Consider the following 17,280-nt stretch of genomic DNA (forward strand, 5'->3'; position numbering starts at 1 on the left):
ACCTGATATACATTTGACCGAAACCAACGGAATTGTCAAAAGCTTTTGGTTAGACACAAACATTAATTAACATGTTATTTAATCAGACCGTGCCTGAATTTCGGTAACACAGACTATGGAGAGCGAGGAGGCAGGTGGGTTCCGGTCGAACGGGGAACGGTCGGTCAAAACAGAATCTGAGCCTTCTGAAGGCATTTATTCAGGGCAGGGCAACCCAGAGTCATGTACCGCCGTCGTGTTCTGGCACTCTGTGGACTGGCTATCATCGGTGCTGGATGTCAGGGTGAGACTGCTGACACCGAAACAGTGACGCCGGTCCGGTCGCCGGTCGTCAGCGAAACTGACACCGGGCCGCCGCCCGCGGTGACGGTTACCGACGCCGCGGTGATGCCCGGCGTCGTGGTCCCGGGTACCGACTCTATCACTGTCCAGCCAGCCAACGGCCAGTTCCTCGTGCTGACAACAACTATCCGGGGCTCGGGAGTAGACCGCACCGCGTTTTCACTCAGGTTCGACGGGTCGACGTACAGCCCCGAGACGTTCAGGAACGGCCTGTATCGCGATGGCGAGTGGGGCCGACAGTTCACCGAGACCGGTGGGCCGCTGGTCTTCAACCTCCCCGAAACCGGCTCAGCCAGCGATACTCAATTGTCCTGGCCCGGCGGGAAGTGGACGCCACCGGAGGCAGTTCGAGACCGACTCCAAATCCCGCTCCCCTCGTTCGATATCACGCTTGGCGGGCCAGAGCAGGTCACCGAGCCCGCCAAGCCAACGCTTTCGATAACGGTCACAAACACGGGCGACACCGCTGGTCGGTACGTCATTGCACTCAACCGAACCGGTCCACGCGTCGCCTACGCGCCAGTCGGCCGGTTTGACGGAAAACTGAAGCCGGAAGAGACAGCGGTCATCACGCACGACGGTAAAACACCGTACGTCGACGATACGGAACCCCGCGAAGTCATCTACCGACTACGAGCCCCGAAAGACTACAACGACGCGACACACCGAATCAAGCCGGTCGACGAGGAAACCGCAACCGAATCGTAGTGCTCTATCGCGTTCGAAAACCGACTTTGCCTCGCAGAAAGTTACCAGACAGCCATGCGCTGGCGCAGAAGCGCCGCCTCAGACCCCTTCGAGGTCGGACCGGTACTCGTTGATCTTGTCGTCGGCGTCTTCGATGGCTTCGGTCACGTCGTCCGCGTCACCGCTACTGAGGTCGTTGAGCGCCGACTGGATGCGGGCGAGTCGACCGTGGTCCGGGCCGCGTTCGTCAGTCGCAAGACTGTCAAGCTGGTCGGCGAGTTCGGCGAGGCGTTCGCTCGCCTCATCGCTGCCAGTGTCTTCGGCCGCCGATTCGAGCAGTTCACTCGCGGACGCGAGTTCGTCGCGTGTCATACGTGGCAATTTACAGATGGGGACTAAAACGATTCGGCTTACGCGAGCGGGTTTATTTAAATAAGCAATGGGTGTCCAACGGGCCGGCATGACACTCCTGCGTGCAACAATCGGCATAAGGATGACCTGCGGTCGGCACGACGGACAACGTTTACCCCGCACCCGCTCGCAGACGTGCTATGGCAAATTTCCTCTTCTGTTCGCTGGACGCAGCGCTCATCGGCGACATTGCGTGGCAGGTCACCGAGGAGGGACACGACGTTCGCTATTACATCGAGGCCAACAGCGATCAGGAGATCGCCGACGGGTTCGTCCCGAAAACTGACGACTGGCGAGGGGACCTCGACTGGGCTGATGTCGTCATCTTCGACGACATCTGGGTGGGCAGCGATATCGGTACCGGCGAAATCGCACGGGAACTCCGGGCCGAAGGTCACGCCGTCGTCGGCGGGACGCCCAATACGGACGCGCTCGAAGAAGACCGCGGCTACGCGATGGAGATACTCGAAGACCACGGTGTCAACACTATCGAGCACCACGTCTTCGAGGACTTCGACGCCGGCATCCAACACGTACAGGAGAACCCCGCCCCGTACGTCATCAAACCGCTTGGGGAAGTCCAGAACGTCAAGCGACTCCTCTACGTCGGGAACGAGGACGACGGCAGTGATATCGTCGACGTGCTTCGTGCCTACAAGAAGGCGTGGGGCCATCGGATGAAAGGATTCCAGCTACAGCGGAAAGTTGCGGGCGTCGAAATCGCCGTCTGCGGGTTCTTCAACGGCGACTCGTTCGTCGAGCCAGTCAACTTCAACTTCGAGCACAAGAAGTTGTTCCCGGGCAACATCGGTCCCTCGACCGGCGAGATGGGGACCTCGATGTTCTGGGCGGGCCGGAACGAACTGTTCGCGGAGACGCTCGGCAAGGTGGAAGGCTGGCTCGCCGACGAGGGGTACGTCGGCAGCATCGACATCAACTGCATCGTCAACGAGACCGGCATCTATCCGCTGGAGTTCACGCCGCGCTTTGGTTATCCGACCATCGCGCTCCAAGAAGAGTCGTTTGAATCAGAAACGGGCCAGTTCTTCCTCGATCTGGCACACGGGCGCGACCCGGACTTGGAGGTCCATCGTGGATATCAGGTCGCGGTTCGGGTCGTCCTCCCGCCGTTCCCGTTCGACGACGAGGAGACCTACGATGAGAACTCCCGCAACGCCGCGGTCGTCTTCGAATCCGACAGCCGTGAGGGTATCCACATCGAGGACGCAAAGCGGGTTGATGAGCAGTGGCGGGTCGCCGGCGAGAGCGGGATGCCGCTGGTCGTCACGGGCAAAGGCGAAACAATGCAGGCGGCCCGCGAGCAGGCCTACAAGCGCGTCGATGCTATCCGTATCCCGAACCGCTACTACCGCGACGACATCGGCGAGCGCTGGATCGACGGCGACGGGGATCGGTTGCAAGCGTGGGGCTATCTCGGCCCGGCCCTGTAAGGACAGAGTGCCTGCATTGTCTTGCACCGCGCCCTTTGGCACGCGCCGAACGGGGACCTTTATGTGTGTAACACATACTCATGGATGACGAATGGATGCACAAACTGAACGGTCGCCGCTACACGTCTCGCACACCGACCACGACGACGGCTGGACGGTCGCCGTCGACCTCGACTCACTTCAGGTTAGCGACGACCACGTGACAGTTGACATCATCGGAACGGAGGCTATCGTGGCCGTCGACGCCCCGCACCTCCAGACGGAGTTCGACATCGACCTGCCGGCCGCCGGCGCAGTCCAGACACTCAGGAACGGCGTGCTCACGCTATCGCAGCGGAGCTAGCGCTGTCGCGGACTACTTGTTCAGCCGCAGTTTCGTCGTTGTGATAGCTCCATAACACGATGGGACTCCACAAGGGATTTGAGCGTGATGCTGGAAGCGTTCAGTGATGACCACTCATCCCGACCGGGACCCAAGCGACCTGCCGACGATTCGGGGCTCGGTGCCGCCGCTCCGTGCGTGGCTTCGAACGTTTCTCATCGGCCTCTGTATGGGCAGTGCCGATGGCGTCCCCGGCGTCTCTGGCGGGACAATCGCGCTTATCGCCGGGGTCTATGAGCGACTCATTGCTGCGATTACCGCCGTCACCCCGGGCCGGATAGTGCAGTTCTTTCGCGCACTCGCTCCCGTTGACGGCGGTGTCGATGTCCGTGGCGCGTTCTCCGAACTCCTCGAAATAGATATCTGGTTCCTCCTCGCGCTGGTCGCCGGCGTCGCCACCGCTGTCGTCATCGTGACACGAATTGTCCACATCGCCAGTCAGGAGACGCCGGCACTCCTCTTCGGATTCTTTTTCGGGCTCATCGCCGCCTCAGCGATAGTGCTACTGCGAAGTCTCACAGTCGACTCCCCATTCCAGGCCGGGGCCGGCGTCGTCGGCTTTCTGGTCGCATTCTACGTGTCCGGCGTCTCGAACGCCGCCACAAATGGTGGCGGCCTCGCACTGGTCTTTTTCGCCGGCATGGTCGGCGTTAGCGCGATGATTCTGCCCGGCATCTCGGGGTCGCTGTTGCTCATTATCCTCGGCCAGTACACCCGCATGTCGACAGCCCTCAGTGAGTTTGTCGACGCGCTCATCGCGCTCGTTACTGGCGGCCCAACCGAAGACGTGACCACGACCGCCGTGCCGGTCGTGACGTTCATTCTCGGCGGACTCGTCGGCTTGTTCACCATCGCGCGCGTCGTCCGGCGGGCGCTTGATTACAACCGCCGGGCCACGCTGGCCTTCCTCGTCGCGCTCGTCGTCGGCGCGCTGCGCGCCCCCGTCGTGGAAGTGCAGGAGAAAGTGGGTTTTTCGACGGACGTGCTCATCGCGTTCGTCGCCGCTGGTGCCGTCGGCGCGGCCTTCCTGCTCGTGCTCGACTGGTACGCCGTCGACCTCGACCTCGATAAGGTGTAGGGCAGTCAGAAGCCCCAAGCGCGGCGGTACTGTGGCGGCCCCTCTATTTCGTCGGTCGCGTCGAGTTCCTTCGCAGCAGTCATCGTGAAGTACGGGTCCCGGAGGTGTTCGCGGCCGACGATAGCCATGTCGGCCCGGTCATTAGCGATGACGGCTTCGGCCTGTTCGGGCGTCGTGATGCCGCCGACAGCGCCGACAGCAATGTCCGACTCGGTTTCCGCTCGAATCTGCTCGGCGTACTGGAGTTGGTAGTTCGGGCCGGCGTAATCGGGGCGGGATTCGGGGTGGATGCCGCCGCCGCTCACGTCGATGAAGTCCGCACCGATGTCGGCGAGTCGGTCCGACAGGCGCACGGAGTCCTCGACGGTCCATGCGTCGCGGTCGGGGAGCCAGTCCGTCGCCGAGATACGGACGAACACCGGCTTGTCGTCGGGCCAGACCTCGCGGACGGCAGCGGTAACCTCCCGTGTCAGTCGCGTACGCCCCTTGAAGTCGCCGCCGTAGTCGTCCTCGCGGTGGTTCGTCACTGGCGAGAGGAACTGATGCAAGAGGTAGCCGTGGGCGGCGTGGACCTCTGCAACCTCGAAGCCGGCGTTGAGTGCACGCTCGGCGGCGGTGCGGAACGAATCGATGACAGCCTCGATACCGTCCTGGTCGAGCGCTGTCGTCGGCGGTGCCTCAGTGTCCTCGTACGGCCACGGGTCGTCACTCGGGCCGACGACTTCCCAGCCCCCGTCGTCAGGCTGGAGCGGGTCGTGCCCATCCCACGGTCGTTCGATGGATGCTTTCCGGCCAGCGTGGGCCAGCTGAATGCCCGGGACGCTGCCCTGTTCGCTGATGAACTCCGTAATCGGTTCCAGCGCCGCCGCGTGCTCGTCGCTCCAGATACCCAGGTCCTCCGGCGAGATGCGGCCGCGAGCTTCGACGGCGGTCGCTTCGGTCATGACCAGCCCCGCGCCGCCGACGGCACGGGAGCCGAGGTGGGTGCGGTGCCAGTCGGTGGCGAGGCCGTCGCGGGCGTCACAGGAGTACTGGCACATCGGTGAAACCATGACGCGATTCGGGACTGTCGTCTCGCGGAGTTCCAGCGGTGAGAACAATGCAGTCATCGCCGAGGATTCGCTGGCGAGACGGATAACCGCACTGGCGGCTGCAAGCATCGTCGTTAGTTCCGGCGACTGGTACTGACCGGCCCGCCGCTTGGTCCCTATTCAGTCAGCGACGCACCGGTGTTCCGGGGCGCGACAACGCGAACCGTTCCGTCGACATCGGCCGCATCGAGTGCCAGCACACCCGCGTCACGGGCCTCCGATTCGTAGTCCGCTGTCGTCAGTCCCCAGACGGTTGGCCCCCAAGAGCTCTGGCCGGCCCCGGAGATGACCGGGGCGCTCGCCAGTGAATCGACGAGTGCGCCGGCTGGCGGGCGGTAGACGCCGCCCTGTTCGTCAGCGTACCACGCGCCGTTGAGTCGGCCCAGCCGCGCCGCGGCCTGCCCGAAGTCGTCGTGGTCTCTGGTAGCAATCGCAGGAAGAACCCGGCGAGTCAGTAACGTCGAAATCTCGTCGGCGATGCCGGGGTCGGCGCGCTCAACGGCCTGCCGCATACTCTGGTCTTCCGCACTCCCGCTCTGGCCGGGGTCGGTGTCCGGGACGACGATAACAAAACGCCAGTGTGCGGGCACATCGTGATGCGCCAGCACTGGCGGCACATCCCAGTCGCCTTCCGCTGGGGGTTCGGCCGTGAACCGCTCCGTTGGGTGACCGCCGTCAACGATGAATCCGCCCGACTCGAACGCGGCTACGCCGACGCCGCTTCGGCCGCCCCGTCCCAGTTGCGGCGCGTAGGTCCGTGCGTCAGCGGTCCGGTCGTAGGCCCGAACGACGGCAATGAGCGTCGCCAGCGAGAGCTGTGTGCCGCTTCCGAGGCCGACGTGTCGCGGGAACCGCTCCTCGACGGAGACAGCAGCGCCGGGAACGTCAAGCACGTCGACGACGCGCTGAACGTACGGCTCGGTCGCCGGGTCGTCACACTGGACTGTGTCGGCTCGTGTCGCCTCGACGGTCAGCCGCGGCTCGTCGAGGGCAAGCCCGACACCGCCATAGAGGCGCTCGTGGGCGAGCGAGAGGTTCTGAAACCCGAAATGAAGTCGCGCAGCGGTCGTGACCGTCGGCATACCGCGGCGGAAGTTCCCGACAGAAAAGAACCTGCTGTCACCGGTGGGTTTCGCCGTGCTCTCATGTGGGACGTTAGCGCGAGTACAAGTTATTTAAGGTTGCCCATGGCCTCGGTGAAATATGAGCAATCAGGAGCGGCAAGAACGTCCGGAAAAAGACCCGGACCTGCGGAGTACCGAGGTGACGGAGGGATACGAGAAAGCCCCCCACCGCGCGATGTTCCGCGCGATGGGCTACGACGACGAGGACCTCTCCTCGCCGATGATCGGCGTTGCGAACCCCGCTGCAGACATCACGCCGTGTAACGTCCATCTCGACGACGTGGCCGACGCCGCCTACGATGGTATCGACGACACCGAAGGGATGCCAATCGAGTTCGGGACCATCACCATCTCCGACGCTATTTCGATGGGGACCGAGGGGATGAAGGCGTCGCTCATCTCGCGTGAGATAATCGCCGATTCAGTCGAACTCGTCACCTTCGGCGAGCGCATGGACGGCATCGTCACCATCGGCGGCTGTGACAAGAACATGCCCGGGATGATGATGGCTGCCATCCGGACGGACCTGCCCAGCGTCTTCCTCTATGGCGGCTCCATCATGCCCGGCGAGCACGACGGGCGTGAGGTCACTATCCAGAACGTCTTCGAGGGCGTCGGCGCAGTCGCCGACGGGGAGATGAGCGAAGGCGAACTCGACGAGATGGAACGCCATGCCTGCCCCGGTGCGGGCTCCTGTGGCGGGATGTTCACCGCCAACACGATGGCATCTATCTCCGAAGCGCTCGGTTTCGCGCCGCTCGGGTCGGCCTCCCCGCCGGCCGAACACGAGTCCCGCTACGAGGAGGCCCGCCGGGCCGGCGAACTCGCTGTCGAGGTGGTTCAGGAACGCCGCAGTCCCTCGGATTTCCTCACCCGCGAGTCCTTCGAGAACGCCATCGCCCTGCAGGTCGCGGTCGGCGGTTCGACCAACGCCGTTCTCCACCTGCTCGCGCTCGCGGCGGAGGCCGGCATCGACCTCGATATCGAGACGTTCAACGAAATCAGCGCCCGGACGCCCAAGATCGCCGACCTTCAGCCCGGCGGCGAGCGGGTCATGAACGACCTCCACGAGGTCGGTGGTGTCCCGGTCGTGTTGCGGGCCCTGAACGACGCCGGCCTGCTCCACGGTGACGCGCTCACGGTCACGGGCAACACAATCGCGGAGGAACTCGAACAGATCGACCCGCCAACGGTCGAGGACCTCGATGTAGACTATCTCAACACTGTCGAGGACCCGATCCACGAGCGCGGTGCAATCCGCATCCTCTCCGGCAACCTCGCGCCCGACGGTGCGGTCATCAAAATCACCGGCGAGGACCACCTCCACCACGAGGGGCCGGTCCGCGTGTTCGAGCAGGAGGAAGGAGCTATGGAGTACGTTCAGGAGGGCCACGTCGAGTCCGGGGACGTGATCTGTATCCGCAACGAGGGGCCACAGGGCGGCCCCGGGATGCGAGAGATGCTCGGCGTGACCTCTGCCGTCGCCGGCCAGGGCCACGCAGAGGACGTGGCGCTATTTACCGACGGCCGCTTCTCCGGTGCGACCCGCGGCTTCTCTATCGGCCACGTCGCCCCCGAGGCGTTCGTCGGCGGCCCAATCGCCGCTCTGGAGGACGGCGACACCATCACCATCGACATCGACGACCACGAACTGTCAGTCGACCTCACTGAGGACGAGATGGAACAGCGCCTCGAAGACTACGACCCAGAACCGACGTACGACAGCGGCGTACTGGCCAAGTATCACAATGATTTCGGCTCCGCGGCCAACGGTGCGGTGACGAACCCCGGCGCGAAGTGGGACTGAGAGCCTAACGAGCTCAGAGTTTTTATCGGACCGAACAGCGCCGTCAGTCCGGCAGTACAGACTTATTTCCGTGTGACCGTGATGAGGCCCTCTTTGAGCGCCGCTTCGAACCGTTCGTCCAGTGTCATCTGGTCCCAGCCATCCGGCTGGTTCTCCGTGGCGATCTCGGAAAGTGACTCGACCAGCGACCTGTGGAGGAACCGACCGTTCTCGCCGCACTCGCTGCAGGTCCTGATGATCGACCGAACCTCGAAGTTTCGCTCGACGGCGTCCTGACATCGGGCGCACACGTACGTTTCGGACACACCTGACTATACGCCGCCCGGATACTCGGATGTTGTGAATCCTTTCAAGTGTGTGTCAGTATTGACTATCGACTGCCCCGTCAACGGCCCGTTCTATCGAATATCACGCCACTGTTCTCTGGTCGAGAGACAACCATCGTGACATGAGATTGGCCTATAGTGAGCATTTCAGTTCACGTAACGGGCCAATCCGGAAGTCGGCTGGTCGCTTCGGGTAGCGGTGTCCAGTATCGGCTGGAGGGGTCGTTCCGCTGTTGTATCCTGTTTTATTTTCATCATGACTGCTAAACCTATTTACAATCCCAGTACAAATCGTGGGCGTGTTGATGTCCCCGCCGACTGTCCTCCTCATCGCTACCAAGACTGCTGCCGGAGAGCAGTTACAGGCGGCACTTGAACAGGCAGCAATCGACGTCACGGTCGATACGGCTGAACCCGAATGCGTCGATACAACGCTGCTACGTACTGCGGTTGACTGCCTCGTCGTCCCGGTGACGTGTGAGGGGATGGCGGGCGGACATCTGGCGGAGGCTGCCACCGGCCTCTACCCGAACCTCCCAGTGATCATGTACGGCAGTGCAGCGGACCGTGGAGGCCATATTCAGACGGTCGCTGCCGACGATCTGGGTTCGCCGGAACTGGCAGCCGCAGTCGGTGAGGCGCTCGAAAACAGTGAGACAATGGCCGCACGGCCGGCTTCCCGGCCGGAGACGATTCTCGCCACGATGTTCGAACGGAACTCCGAACACCTGTACGTAAAAGACACTGACAGGCACTATCTGCTGCTCAACGATTCCTCGTACGCACCCCCGGAACTGCTTGGCCGGCGAGACGAAGACGGACTCCCCGCCGGGGCGACGTATCTGGATGCAGCACGCGGCGACGACTTACAGGTCATCAACGACGGGACCGACATCCTTGATGTCCATGAGTTCTCGCCGTCGATGGGGAAACACCTCCGAACGTCGAAGGTCCCCTGGTACGACGAAACCGACGAGCTGGCCGGCCTTATTGGCATTACGCAGGATGTCACCGACCAGAAGGAACGCGAACGCCTCCTCAGGCAGCAGAACGAACGCCTCCGGAAGGTGGCGTTGCTGGCCGCACACGAACTCCGAAACGAACTGCAGGTATCGACCGGCCATCTCTCCCAAATCGAGGCCGATGACGAGCACGTCGACGCAGTCGAGCGTTCTATCGACCAACTCTCCGGGATTGTTGATAAGGTCGTCTCGCTGGCCTCAAGTGATTCGCCGACGTTCGAACCCGAACAACAGTGGCTCTCGACGGTCGTCTGGGACGTATGGAGTTCGCTGTCGCTCGAAGCCGCGTCGCTTGAAGTAACATCTGACAGGCGACTGCTGGCAGACGCGGAGTCGATGCGCCTGTTTGTTGAGATTCTGCTCTCGAACGCTGTCGAACATGGCGGCCCCGACGTTGCGATACGCGTCGGGGCCACGTCGTCTGGATTCTTCGTCGCGGACGATGGGCCCGGTGTTGATGTCTCGCCACCGGAGCGGGTGTTCGAGGCGGGGTACGCATCAGAGAAACAAAACAGCGGGTTCGGACTCTACATCGCCAACCGGATCGCAAAAGAACACGGGTGGTCGCTGTCGGTCGGTGACAGCGAGAACGGCGGCGCACGGTTTACCGTGACCGACGTGGAACGACCGGATTAAAGCTCGAAGGTCTCGTCGCCGTCAAGGACGTGAACGTCGGCATCGCTTCCGGTGCCTTTGACCTCGTTCACGAAGTCTTGCGCCTCGATTTCGATGGGTGGGAACGTGTCGTAGTGCATCGGGAATGCGTGGTCGACGTCCAGCCAGTCGACAGCAACGGCAGCCTGCATCGGTCCCATCGTGAAGTGGTCGCCGACCGGCACCGCCGCGGCGTCCGGTTCAAGGAACGGGCCGATGACGTCGCGCATCTCTGTCATGAGACCGGTGTCGCCGGCGTGGTAGAACGTCGTCGACTCTGCGTCGCTGACCTGTGTCGGCTTCGTATCGGAGATGATGAACCCGCCTGGCATCCCGCCGCTCGCGCCGTAGCTGGTTTCCATGCCGTTCGTGTGGTCTGCCCGGTGCATCGTGACGAACGCGTCGCCGATTTCGACAGTGCCGCCGAGGTTCATCCCCATGCCGCCGACGGCGTTGAACTCGCCGAAGTTGTCCTTGCAGTACTCGACGACCTCCGGCGTCGCCACGAGCCCACAGCCCTCGTAGCGGTCCACGTCGCCGATGTGGTCGGCGTGGCCGTGGGTCAACAACACGTAGTCCGGGTCCAGTTCTTCGGGGTCGGTGTCTGTGTGTGGGTTATCGAAAAACGGGTCGATGAGCAATTCGGTGTCGTCGACTGTCACGTGCCACGTCGAATGGCCGTACCATGTGAGTTCCATACCGGATGGACGCTACTCGTGGCGTCTACTTAATATTACAGTGGACTGGCTCTGTGGTGTCCGAGCGAGAGACCGGTCCCAAGCTATCACCGCTGGCAGCACCCAGTCATGGTGATTATCCGAAGGGTCTTTCAGCGTGTTCCCAGTCTGTCCGTTTGACTGCACTGGCCCCACCGGTAGCCACGCTTCGATGGGAGCGTTCTATGGGACGGGAACCGAAGCCGTTTTATAATTTTTAGTCTAGCCTAAAATCATGTCGAGTAATTCAAATGACCAGTCGGAGCTGACACGACGCAAATACATCACCTGCGGCGGGACGGTCCTCGCTGGAGGACTGTTGTCTGGGTGTACGGGAAGCAGCGGCTCAGACCCGTCGGACTCGGAGACAGCCACGGAAACGGCCACAACAACAACGGAATCCGAACCAACGGATACAGCGGCCACGGACAAACCCTACCGCGTCACCGTCGAACCAGTGGGAGAGGTGTCATTCGAGACAGTGCCACAGACGTGGGTCGCAGAAAACGCCAGCTGGGCCGATATGGGCGTCGCACTCGGCCTGACCAAACCGAGCGCGGTCGTTCTCACCGGGGAGTACCGAACATGGCATTACGAGGATGTGCCGGGACTTTCACCGTCGAAAGAGGACATGGTTTCACTCTGGCAGGACGGTATTTCGAAGGAACTACTACTCGAAATCGACGCCGGTGTTCACTTCATCGACCCCAACTACATGGTGAATCTCATCCCGAACTGGGACCGGTCGGATGTCGAGGAGATGCACGAACGCGTCGGCCCGTTCTGTGGGAACACCAGTTTCTCGACGTACTCCTGGCACGAGGACTATCCGTACTTCAGCCTGTACGAAGCGACCGAGAAGGTAGCCGCGGTGTTCCAGCGACAGGACCGGTTCCGGGCACTCTCAAGTCTCCACGAAGGGTTCCTCGACCGATTGCAGGAACGGCTCCCCCCGGAAGACCAGCGCCCGGAAATCGCGCTCCTCTCGCCGGGGTCGACCGAGCCGGAGACGTTTTATCCGTACCGGCTCGGGGACCGAACGGCATACAAGCACTGGCGCGACCTGGGTGTGAGCGATGCGCTCGCCGGGAGCGAGATCCAGAGTTTCACGTCCGACCGAGGGACGATCGACTACGAGCCGCTCCTCGAAATCGATCCGGAGGTGCTGTTGCTGTACACGGACACCCATCTCCAGGATACGGCGTTCGAGGATACGTACCGCTCGTTTCTGCAGGACCATGACACAGCGAGCCAGCTCACTGCCGTGCAGAACGGCGCTGTGTACCCGGCTGGCGGGATGTACCAGGGGCCGATTATCAACCTCTCGAAGACAGAGCGAGCCGCAAAACAGCTGTTCCCGGACGAGTTCGACGACGAAGAGACGTTGTATGACCGCCAGCGAATCGCGGACATCCGCGCCGGCGATATCTAACCGTCGCCGCTCTCCGACCGGACTCGTGAGAGCCGCATCGCGTTCCCGGTCACGGCCGTTGTCATGCCGGCGTCGCCGGCCAGCACAGCAGCCCAGATGGGAACGACGCCGAACGGCACGGCAAGCGCGAGCCCAGCCTTGACCGCCAGGCTGGCCCAGATGTTCTGCCGGATGACGCCGTTCGCGTCGTTCGCCAGTTCGTACAGGTACGGAAGCTTCGAGAGGTCGTCACTCATCAGGGCGATGTCGGCCGTCTCAAGCGCTGTGTCCGTGCCAGCGGCCCCCATTGCGACGCCCACGGTCGCGCTCGCCAGTGCCGGTGCGTCATTGATGCCGTCTCCAACCATCGCGACGTTTTCGTACTCGGCAACGAGGTCATCGATAGCGGCGACTTTCTCGTCGGGCAGGAGTTCGGCCTGATAGTCGTCGATTCCGACCTCCCGGGCGATAGCCCCCGCAGTGCGTTCGTTGTCACCGGTCAGCATCACCGTCCGCTCAACGCCCAGCTCTCGAAGCCGTGAGACGGTGGCTTTCGCCGCCGGGCGTACCTCGTCGGCGACGGCGATGATGCCCTCTATCTCTTCGTCCGTGCCCACGATGACGACCGTCTTCCCTTCGGCCTGAAGCTCGGGGACGGCGTCTTCCAGCAGGTCCAGACAGTTGTTGCGCTCACAGAGCTGCTGGGCCGTTTTTGTGACGACGCCGCCATCGGTAGTGGCGTGAACGTGTGAGAGGTCGAAGCCGAGCTCCTCGAACAGCCCCGGCTTCCCAGCGTAGTGGGGCGTCCCGTCAAGGTCCGCCCGGACGCCCTTGCCGGTGATACTCTCGAAGTCATCGACGTCGGCGCTTTCGACGCCGGTCGTGCCCGCCTCCGCGACGATGGCCTCGCCGATGGGGTGTTCGCTCCGCTGTTCGAGCCCGCGAGCGCACTGCAGAACTCCTTGTTCGGTGTTCCCGTTCAGCGGAACCACGTCGGTGACGGTCAGTTCCCCTTTCGTCAGCGTCCCCGTCTTGTCGAAGGCGACCACGTCGACATCACCCATCGCTTCGAGGTGGTTCCCGCCCTTGATGAGTACGCCGTTCTTCGCGGCGCTGGTGATACCTGAGACGACCGACACGGGCGTCGAAATAACGAATGCGCAGGGACAGGCAAGCACCAACAGCGTCAGTCCGTGCACGACCGCGGTCGACCACGCCACCCCGAATACGGCGGGAGACGAAAGCGTCACAAGAACGGCGAAGGCGACGACGACCGGCGTGTAGTACGCCGAGAAGCGCTCGACGAACTGCTCGCGCTCGGTCTTGTTCGACTGGGCGTCTTCGACCATCTGAACGATGCGCGAGAGGGTGTTGTCGCTGGCCGCCGCCGTGACCTGCACTTCCAGATACCCCTCTTCGTTGATGGTTCCAGCGTACACCTCGTCGCCCTCGGTCTTGTCGACCGGGACGCTCTCGCCGGTAATCGGGGCCTGATTCACCGCGCTGGTTCCGTCGATGACCTCACCATCCATCGGAATCTTTTCGCCGGGCCTGATGACGACGACATCGCCGACCTGTACGTCATCGACAGGCAGGACCTCCTCGGCTCCGTCACGTTTGACCGTCGCTTCGTCGGGCGAGAGGTCCATCAGTTCCGCAAGCGAGTTCCGCGCGCGGTCCATCGAGTACCGCTCTAGCAGTTCCGCGATGCTGAAGAGGAACGCCAGCGTCGCGGCCTCGAAATACAGCGCCTCGCCGAAGGCCAGACTGGCGGTGAGCGCGCCCAGAATGGCGATAGACATCAGCAGGTCGATGTCAAGATTCCGGTTTTTCAGGGAGTAGTAGCCGCCACGCAGGATTTCCTGGCCGCCGGTCGCTACCGCGATGAGAAACAGGATATCGGCGACGTGGAGCGGCGAGCCGAGCACGCTTCCCACCTGCGCGTTCGCGCCGCGCAACAGGAACTCGAAGAGGAGGCCGAAGGCCACGAACACGCCGCTGGCCCACGTCTTCAGCGCTCTCGAACTGGTCCAGAGCGAGCCGTTTTCGTCCGGCTGTCCGGTCCCCGTGTCGTCCTCGCCCGTCGTCTCCGTGACCTCGTAGCCGGCGCTCTCGATAGCCGCCACGAGGTCTCCTTCCGTCGTCGCGTCCCGGTCGTACGTGACAACGACCGTCCCGGTGGTCGGGCGTGTTTCGGCGCTTCTGATGCCGTCGACCCCACCGAGCGCGCTTTCGACCTTCCCAGCGCAGGAAGCACAGTCCATCTCCGGAACGCTGAATCGCAGCGTCTCGCCGCCGTCGTCTGGGACGGTGTAGCCCGCCGCCTCGACGCGCGCCGCTATCGCATCCACGTCCGTCTCAGTCTCGTCGTACTCAACGGTGAGTCGACCCGTTGTTACCTGTGGGTCAACGGCCTTGATGCCAGACAGTTCACGGACGCTCGACTCGACCTTTCCCGCACAGGAGGGACAGTCCATCTCCGGGACGGACAGCTGTGCGACGTGGGGCCCATCGTGCGAGTGCGTTGCTGTAGGGGGACCGTCGGCACTCGCGCCGCCACACGCACCGCCATCCGAACAACCGTCGGACTCTGTCATTACCCGGACTAGGCTACCCTGTCTTATTAATTCGGCTGCTAAAAACAGGTCCAACGGTGCAATAAGTTAATAAAATACTCCGGTTGAGATATTAAAACGGGCAGTATCGACTCTACATCTAGCCGGGGCGGTCGCCGCTCTCAGTCGAACGGCGTCGTCCGCGTCGGCTTCCCCTGTGCGTACCGGATCCAGCGCCGCATATGCCGGCCGACTGCCCAGAACAGTACCACTGTCATTGCCAGTAGCGCCGACAGGAAGACGATTCCCAGCCGTATCGGTTCCTCGGTCGGGAGGCCGATGAGCAGGACAATCGTCCCGACGAGTGCCATCTCGACACCACATCGCAGTCCGGGCAACACGAACCCCGGTGTCGGCGTGTTCGTTCCCGATGAATCCTCTGCCATGCGCCCCCGTATGCAATCGGGACGATTGTAGTTTGTGCCCGCTTGCGGGCCGAACTGAGAGTCAGCGCGCACGGCAATCAGGCACTCTGGTTGCGGTAAAGAGTTCTGACCGTGCCTTTTTCGCGGCACAGACCCACGCCCCAGTATGAAACAGTCTCTCACTCGCCGGGCGATGTTAGGAGCCCTCGGGACAGCCGTCGCAGCCACGGCCGGCTGTCAGAGTCCCGGGACCGGCAGCGACTCAGGCAGTGACACCGGAGAGCAGCCGGAGTCAGCCGACGCGGTTGCACAGTCCGACAGCGTCTACACCAACGTGTATCAGGAGGTGGCCGATGCCGTCGTCTCGATCAGGGTGTACGCCGAGGACTCCCGTGGTGGGCAGGGGAGCGGCTTCCTCATCGACGACGAGCATATCGTCACGAACGAACACGTCGTTGCGGGCGGGGACGAGTACTACGTCCGCTTTACTGACACTGGCTGGCGGACTGCCTCCGTCGTCGGCGCAGACGTGTACAGCGACCTGGCGGTCCTCCGCATCGGTGCGACCCCGGACGTGACCCCTCTCTCGTTTGTCGAGACCGAACCCACAGTCGGAACCGAAGTCGTCGCTATCGGGAACCCCTTCGGACTATCCGGCTCAGTGTCCGCGGGCATTGTCAGTGGCGTCGACCGCACGCTCCAGAGCGCCAACAACTTCTCCATCGCCGATGCGGTCCAGACCGACGCGCCGGTCAACCCCGGCAACAGCGGGGGGCCGCTCGTCACGCTTGAGGGTGACGTGGTCGGTGTCATCAACTCAGGTGGCGGCGACAACGTCGCGTTCGCCATCTCCGCCCCGCTCACCCAGCGCGTCGTGCCGTCGCTCATCCAGACCGGCGACTACGACCACCCGTACATGGGTGTTGGACTCCGGAGTGTGTCGCCGCGAGTCGCTGAGGCGAACAATCTGGACCCCGGGTCGGGAGTGTATATCACTCGTGTGGTCAGTGATGGTCCGGCGGCGGGCGTTCTGCAGGGAAGCGATGGGGAGACGACGATTTCGGGGACAGCAATTCCCACTGGCGGTGACGTGGTCAGACAGATGGACGACACCCCGACGCCGACGCGGCAGGCGCTGGGGAGCTTTCTTGCACTGGAGACCAGCCCCGGCGAGACGGTCGACGTACTGGTCGAGCGCGACGGCGCACAGGAAACAGTCGAACTCACGCTCGGGACCAGACCGGAGCCGTAACGAACGTCGGCAGCCGAATCCGCTGTCCAGACCGCGGTTACTGCGTCTGGACCTCACCCTGTTCGCTACGGCTGCCACCGGCCACGAGGTAGCCGACGGCGGCAGCAAGCGGCAGTGTCACTGGAAGCCCCGCAATAAGCAGGCTGATACCGAGACTCCTACCGAGGACCACGTAGAGCCCAACGCCGGCCGCGGTGACCGTGACGAAGTCCGCAATGGTCGCCAGCGCTGCCAGCCGAAGGCGAACAGCGCGCCCGGAAACCGTACCGGCGGCCGCCTGATCGCGGTGCCACAGCAGGACGTAACTGGCAAACAGCGCGGTCAGGCCGGCCGACACACCCACGGGAAGTCCGATGAGCAGCGAGAACTCTATCTGTGGCTCGAAGCCAGCGGTTACCGCGACCGTCGTGACAGCAAATACGAGTGCACCGAGGAGCAGGGCAACAACGATGCGGACGTGCGTGTTCATACGTATCAACTGAACGACTGTATATAAATAGTCCGCCGCTGCCGCAGAACAGGGTATCCAGCGGCGTTTCACACAGC

At 62.9% G+C, this 17,280-nt stretch carries 16 protein-coding genes; 8 read left to right on the forward strand and 8 right to left on the reverse strand.

Features of this window, described 5'->3' with window-relative positions; all coding sequences use genetic code 11:
• Positions 1 to 222: 222 nt before the first annotated feature.
• Entirely contained in the window at positions 223 to 1,050 is an 828-nt protein-coding gene (locus G9C82_RS03950; protein ID WP_127013424.1) for a hypothetical protein, read from the forward strand.
• 78 nt (positions 1,051 to 1,128) lie between these two features.
• Here G9C82_RS03950 and G9C82_RS03955 read toward each other — a convergent pair whose 3' ends face one another.
• A complete protein-coding gene (locus tag G9C82_RS03955) occupies positions 1,129 to 1,401 on the reverse strand; it encodes a hypothetical protein (protein ID WP_004962674.1) in 273 nt (90 codons plus the stop codon).
• A 179-nt stretch (positions 1,402 to 1,580) separates the two neighbouring features.
• Here G9C82_RS03955 and G9C82_RS03960 point away from each other — a divergent pair, with 179 nt between their 5' ends.
• From G9C82_RS03960 to G9C82_RS03970, 3 genes are all read left to right on the forward strand, one after another.
• Entirely contained in the window at positions 1,581 to 2,891 is a 1,311-nt protein-coding gene (locus G9C82_RS03960) for a phosphoribosylglycinamide synthetase C domain-containing protein (RefSeq protein ID WP_127013425.1), read from the forward strand.
• Positions 2,892 to 2,982: 91 nt separating this feature from the next.
• A complete protein-coding gene (locus G9C82_RS03965; RefSeq protein ID WP_004962681.1) occupies positions 2,983 to 3,234 on the forward strand; it encodes a hypothetical protein in 252 nt (83 codons plus the stop codon).
• A 106-nt stretch (positions 3,235 to 3,340) separates the two neighbouring features.
• On the forward strand, positions 3,341 to 4,351 hold the full coding sequence (locus tag G9C82_RS03970; protein WP_007188391.1) for a DUF368 domain-containing protein: 1,011 nt from the start codon (positions 3,341 to 3,343) through the stop codon (positions 4,349 to 4,351).
• Between the two features lie 5 nt (positions 4,352 to 4,356).
• Here the strand turns inward: G9C82_RS03970 and G9C82_RS03975 are convergent, their stop codons facing one another.
• Both G9C82_RS03975 and G9C82_RS03980 read right to left on the reverse strand, forming a co-directional pair.
• Positions 4,357 to 5,460, reverse strand: a complete 1,104-nt coding sequence (locus G9C82_RS03975) for an NADH:flavin oxidoreductase/NADH oxidase (protein ID WP_127013426.1) — start codon at positions 5,458 to 5,460, stop codon at positions 4,357 to 4,359.
• A gap of 98 nt (positions 5,461 to 5,558) precedes the next feature.
• The gene (locus G9C82_RS03980) at positions 5,559 to 6,524 is read right to left on the reverse strand and encodes a beta-ribofuranosylaminobenzene 5'-phosphate synthase family protein (protein WP_011222951.1); all 966 of its coding nucleotides are present in this window, start codon (positions 6,522 to 6,524) and stop codon (positions 5,559 to 5,561) included.
• A gap of 121 nt (positions 6,525 to 6,645) precedes the next feature.
• Here G9C82_RS03980 and ilvD point away from each other — a divergent pair, with 121 nt between their 5' ends.
• Positions 6,646 to 8,373: a dihydroxy-acid dehydratase gene (gene ilvD, locus G9C82_RS03985; protein WP_004962693.1), complete on the forward strand. Its 1,728-nt coding sequence runs from the start codon at positions 6,646 to 6,648 to the stop codon at positions 8,371 to 8,373.
• 62 nt (positions 8,374 to 8,435) lie between these two features.
• On the opposite strand, the gene G9C82_RS03990 is transcribed toward ilvD, so the two are convergent.
• Entirely contained in the window at positions 8,436 to 8,678 is a 243-nt protein-coding gene (locus tag G9C82_RS03990; RefSeq protein ID WP_127013427.1) for a hypothetical protein, read from the reverse strand.
• Between the two features lie 326 nt (positions 8,679 to 9,004).
• Here G9C82_RS03990 and G9C82_RS03995 point away from each other — a divergent pair, with 326 nt between their 5' ends.
• The gene (locus G9C82_RS03995; protein ID WP_127013428.1) at positions 9,005 to 10,357 is read left to right on the forward strand and encodes a hybrid sensor histidine kinase/response regulator; all 1,353 of its coding nucleotides are present in this window, start codon (positions 9,005 to 9,007) and stop codon (positions 10,355 to 10,357) included.
• On the opposite strand, the gene G9C82_RS04000 is transcribed toward G9C82_RS03995, so the two are convergent.
• Entirely contained in the window at positions 10,354 to 11,073 is a 720-nt protein-coding gene (locus tag G9C82_RS04000; RefSeq protein WP_127013429.1) for a metal-dependent hydrolase, read from the reverse strand. The genes G9C82_RS03995 and G9C82_RS04000 overlap by 4 nt on opposite strands.
• A 253-nt stretch (positions 11,074 to 11,326) precedes the next feature.
• Between G9C82_RS04000 and G9C82_RS04005 the strand changes: the two genes are divergently transcribed.
• Complete coding sequence (locus tag G9C82_RS04005) at positions 11,327 to 12,523, forward strand: ABC transporter substrate-binding protein (protein ID WP_127013430.1); 1,197 nt, start codon at positions 11,327 to 11,329, stop codon at positions 12,521 to 12,523.
• On the opposite strand, the gene G9C82_RS04010 is transcribed toward G9C82_RS04005, so the two are convergent.
• A complete protein-coding gene (locus G9C82_RS04010; protein WP_127013431.1) occupies positions 12,520 to 15,099 on the reverse strand; it encodes a heavy metal translocating P-type ATPase in 2,580 nt (859 codons plus the stop codon). The two genes, G9C82_RS04005 and G9C82_RS04010, sit on opposite strands and share 4 nt — an antisense overlap.
• 140 nt (positions 15,100 to 15,239) lie before the next feature.
• Positions 15,240 to 15,503: a hypothetical protein gene (locus tag G9C82_RS04015; protein WP_004962707.1), complete on the reverse strand. Its 264-nt coding sequence runs from the start codon at positions 15,501 to 15,503 to the stop codon at positions 15,240 to 15,242.
• A 145-nt stretch (positions 15,504 to 15,648) separates the two neighbouring features.
• On the opposite strand from G9C82_RS04015, the gene G9C82_RS04020 reads away from it, so the two are divergent.
• The gene (locus tag G9C82_RS04020; protein ID WP_049944580.1) at positions 15,649 to 16,734 is read left to right on the forward strand and encodes a S1C family serine protease; all 1,086 of its coding nucleotides are present in this window, start codon (positions 15,649 to 15,651) and stop codon (positions 16,732 to 16,734) included.
• A 37-nt stretch (positions 16,735 to 16,771) separates the two neighbouring features.
• Here G9C82_RS04020 and G9C82_RS04025 read toward each other — a convergent pair whose 3' ends face one another.
• Positions 16,772 to 17,203 carry a hypothetical protein gene (locus tag G9C82_RS04025; protein WP_127013432.1) on the reverse strand — a complete coding sequence of 144 codons (432 nt, stop codon included), beginning with the start codon at positions 17,201 to 17,203 and terminating at the stop codon, positions 16,772 to 16,774.
• Between the last annotated feature and the right edge of the window lie 77 nt (positions 17,204 to 17,280).

This window comes from Haloarcula sp. R1-2, assembly GCF_011627385.1.
Taxonomy (GTDB): Archaea; Halobacteriota; Halobacteria; order Halobacteriales; family Haloarculaceae; genus Haloarcula; species Haloarcula marismortui.

Bases quoted from the DNA above. Each gene is read 5' to 3' on its own strand.
- G9C82_RS04020 (WP_049944580.1), top strand. From the start codon at position 15,649: ATGAAACAGTCTCTCACTCGCCGGGCGATGTTAGGAGCCCTCGGGACA.
- G9C82_RS03975 (WP_127013426.1), bottom strand. From the start codon at position 5,460: ATGACTGCATTGTTCTCACCGCTGGAACTCCGCGAGACGACAGTCCCG.
- G9C82_RS04025 (WP_127013432.1), bottom strand. From the start codon at position 17,203: ATGAACACGCACGTCCGCATCGTTGTTGCCCTGCTCCTCGGTGCACTC.
- G9C82_RS04010 (WP_127013431.1), bottom strand. From the start codon at position 15,099: ATGACAGAGTCCGACGGTTGTTCGGATGGCGGTGCGTGTGGCGGCGCG.
- G9C82_RS04005 (WP_127013430.1), top strand. From the start codon at position 11,327: ATGTCGAGTAATTCAAATGACCAGTCGGAGCTGACACGACGCAAATAC.
- G9C82_RS03995 (WP_127013428.1), top strand. From the start codon at position 9,005: ATGTCCCCGCCGACTGTCCTCCTCATCGCTACCAAGACTGCTGCCGGA.
- G9C82_RS04015 (WP_004962707.1), bottom strand. From the start codon at position 15,503: ATGGCAGAGGATTCATCGGGAACGAACACGCCGACACCGGGGTTCGTG.
- G9C82_RS03950 (WP_127013424.1), top strand. From the start codon at position 223: ATGTACCGCCGTCGTGTTCTGGCACTCTGTGGACTGGCTATCATCGGT.
- G9C82_RS03960 (WP_127013425.1), top strand. From the start codon at position 1,581: ATGGCAAATTTCCTCTTCTGTTCGCTGGACGCAGCGCTCATCGGCGAC.
- G9C82_RS04000 (WP_127013429.1), bottom strand. From the start codon at position 11,073: ATGGAACTCACATGGTACGGCCATTCGACGTGGCACGTGACAGTCGAC.
- ilvD (WP_004962693.1), top strand. From the start codon at position 6,646: ATGAGCAATCAGGAGCGGCAAGAACGTCCGGAAAAAGACCCGGACCTG.
- G9C82_RS03965 (WP_004962681.1), top strand. From the start codon at position 2,983: ATGGATGCACAAACTGAACGGTCGCCGCTACACGTCTCGCACACCGAC.
- G9C82_RS03955 (WP_004962674.1), bottom strand. From the start codon at position 1,401: ATGACACGCGACGAACTCGCGTCCGCGAGTGAACTGCTCGAATCGGCG.
- G9C82_RS03980 (WP_011222951.1), bottom strand. From the start codon at position 6,524: ATGCCGACGGTCACGACCGCTGCGCGACTTCATTTCGGGTTTCAGAAC.
- G9C82_RS03970 (WP_007188391.1), top strand. From the start codon at position 3,341: ATGACCACTCATCCCGACCGGGACCCAAGCGACCTGCCGACGATTCGG.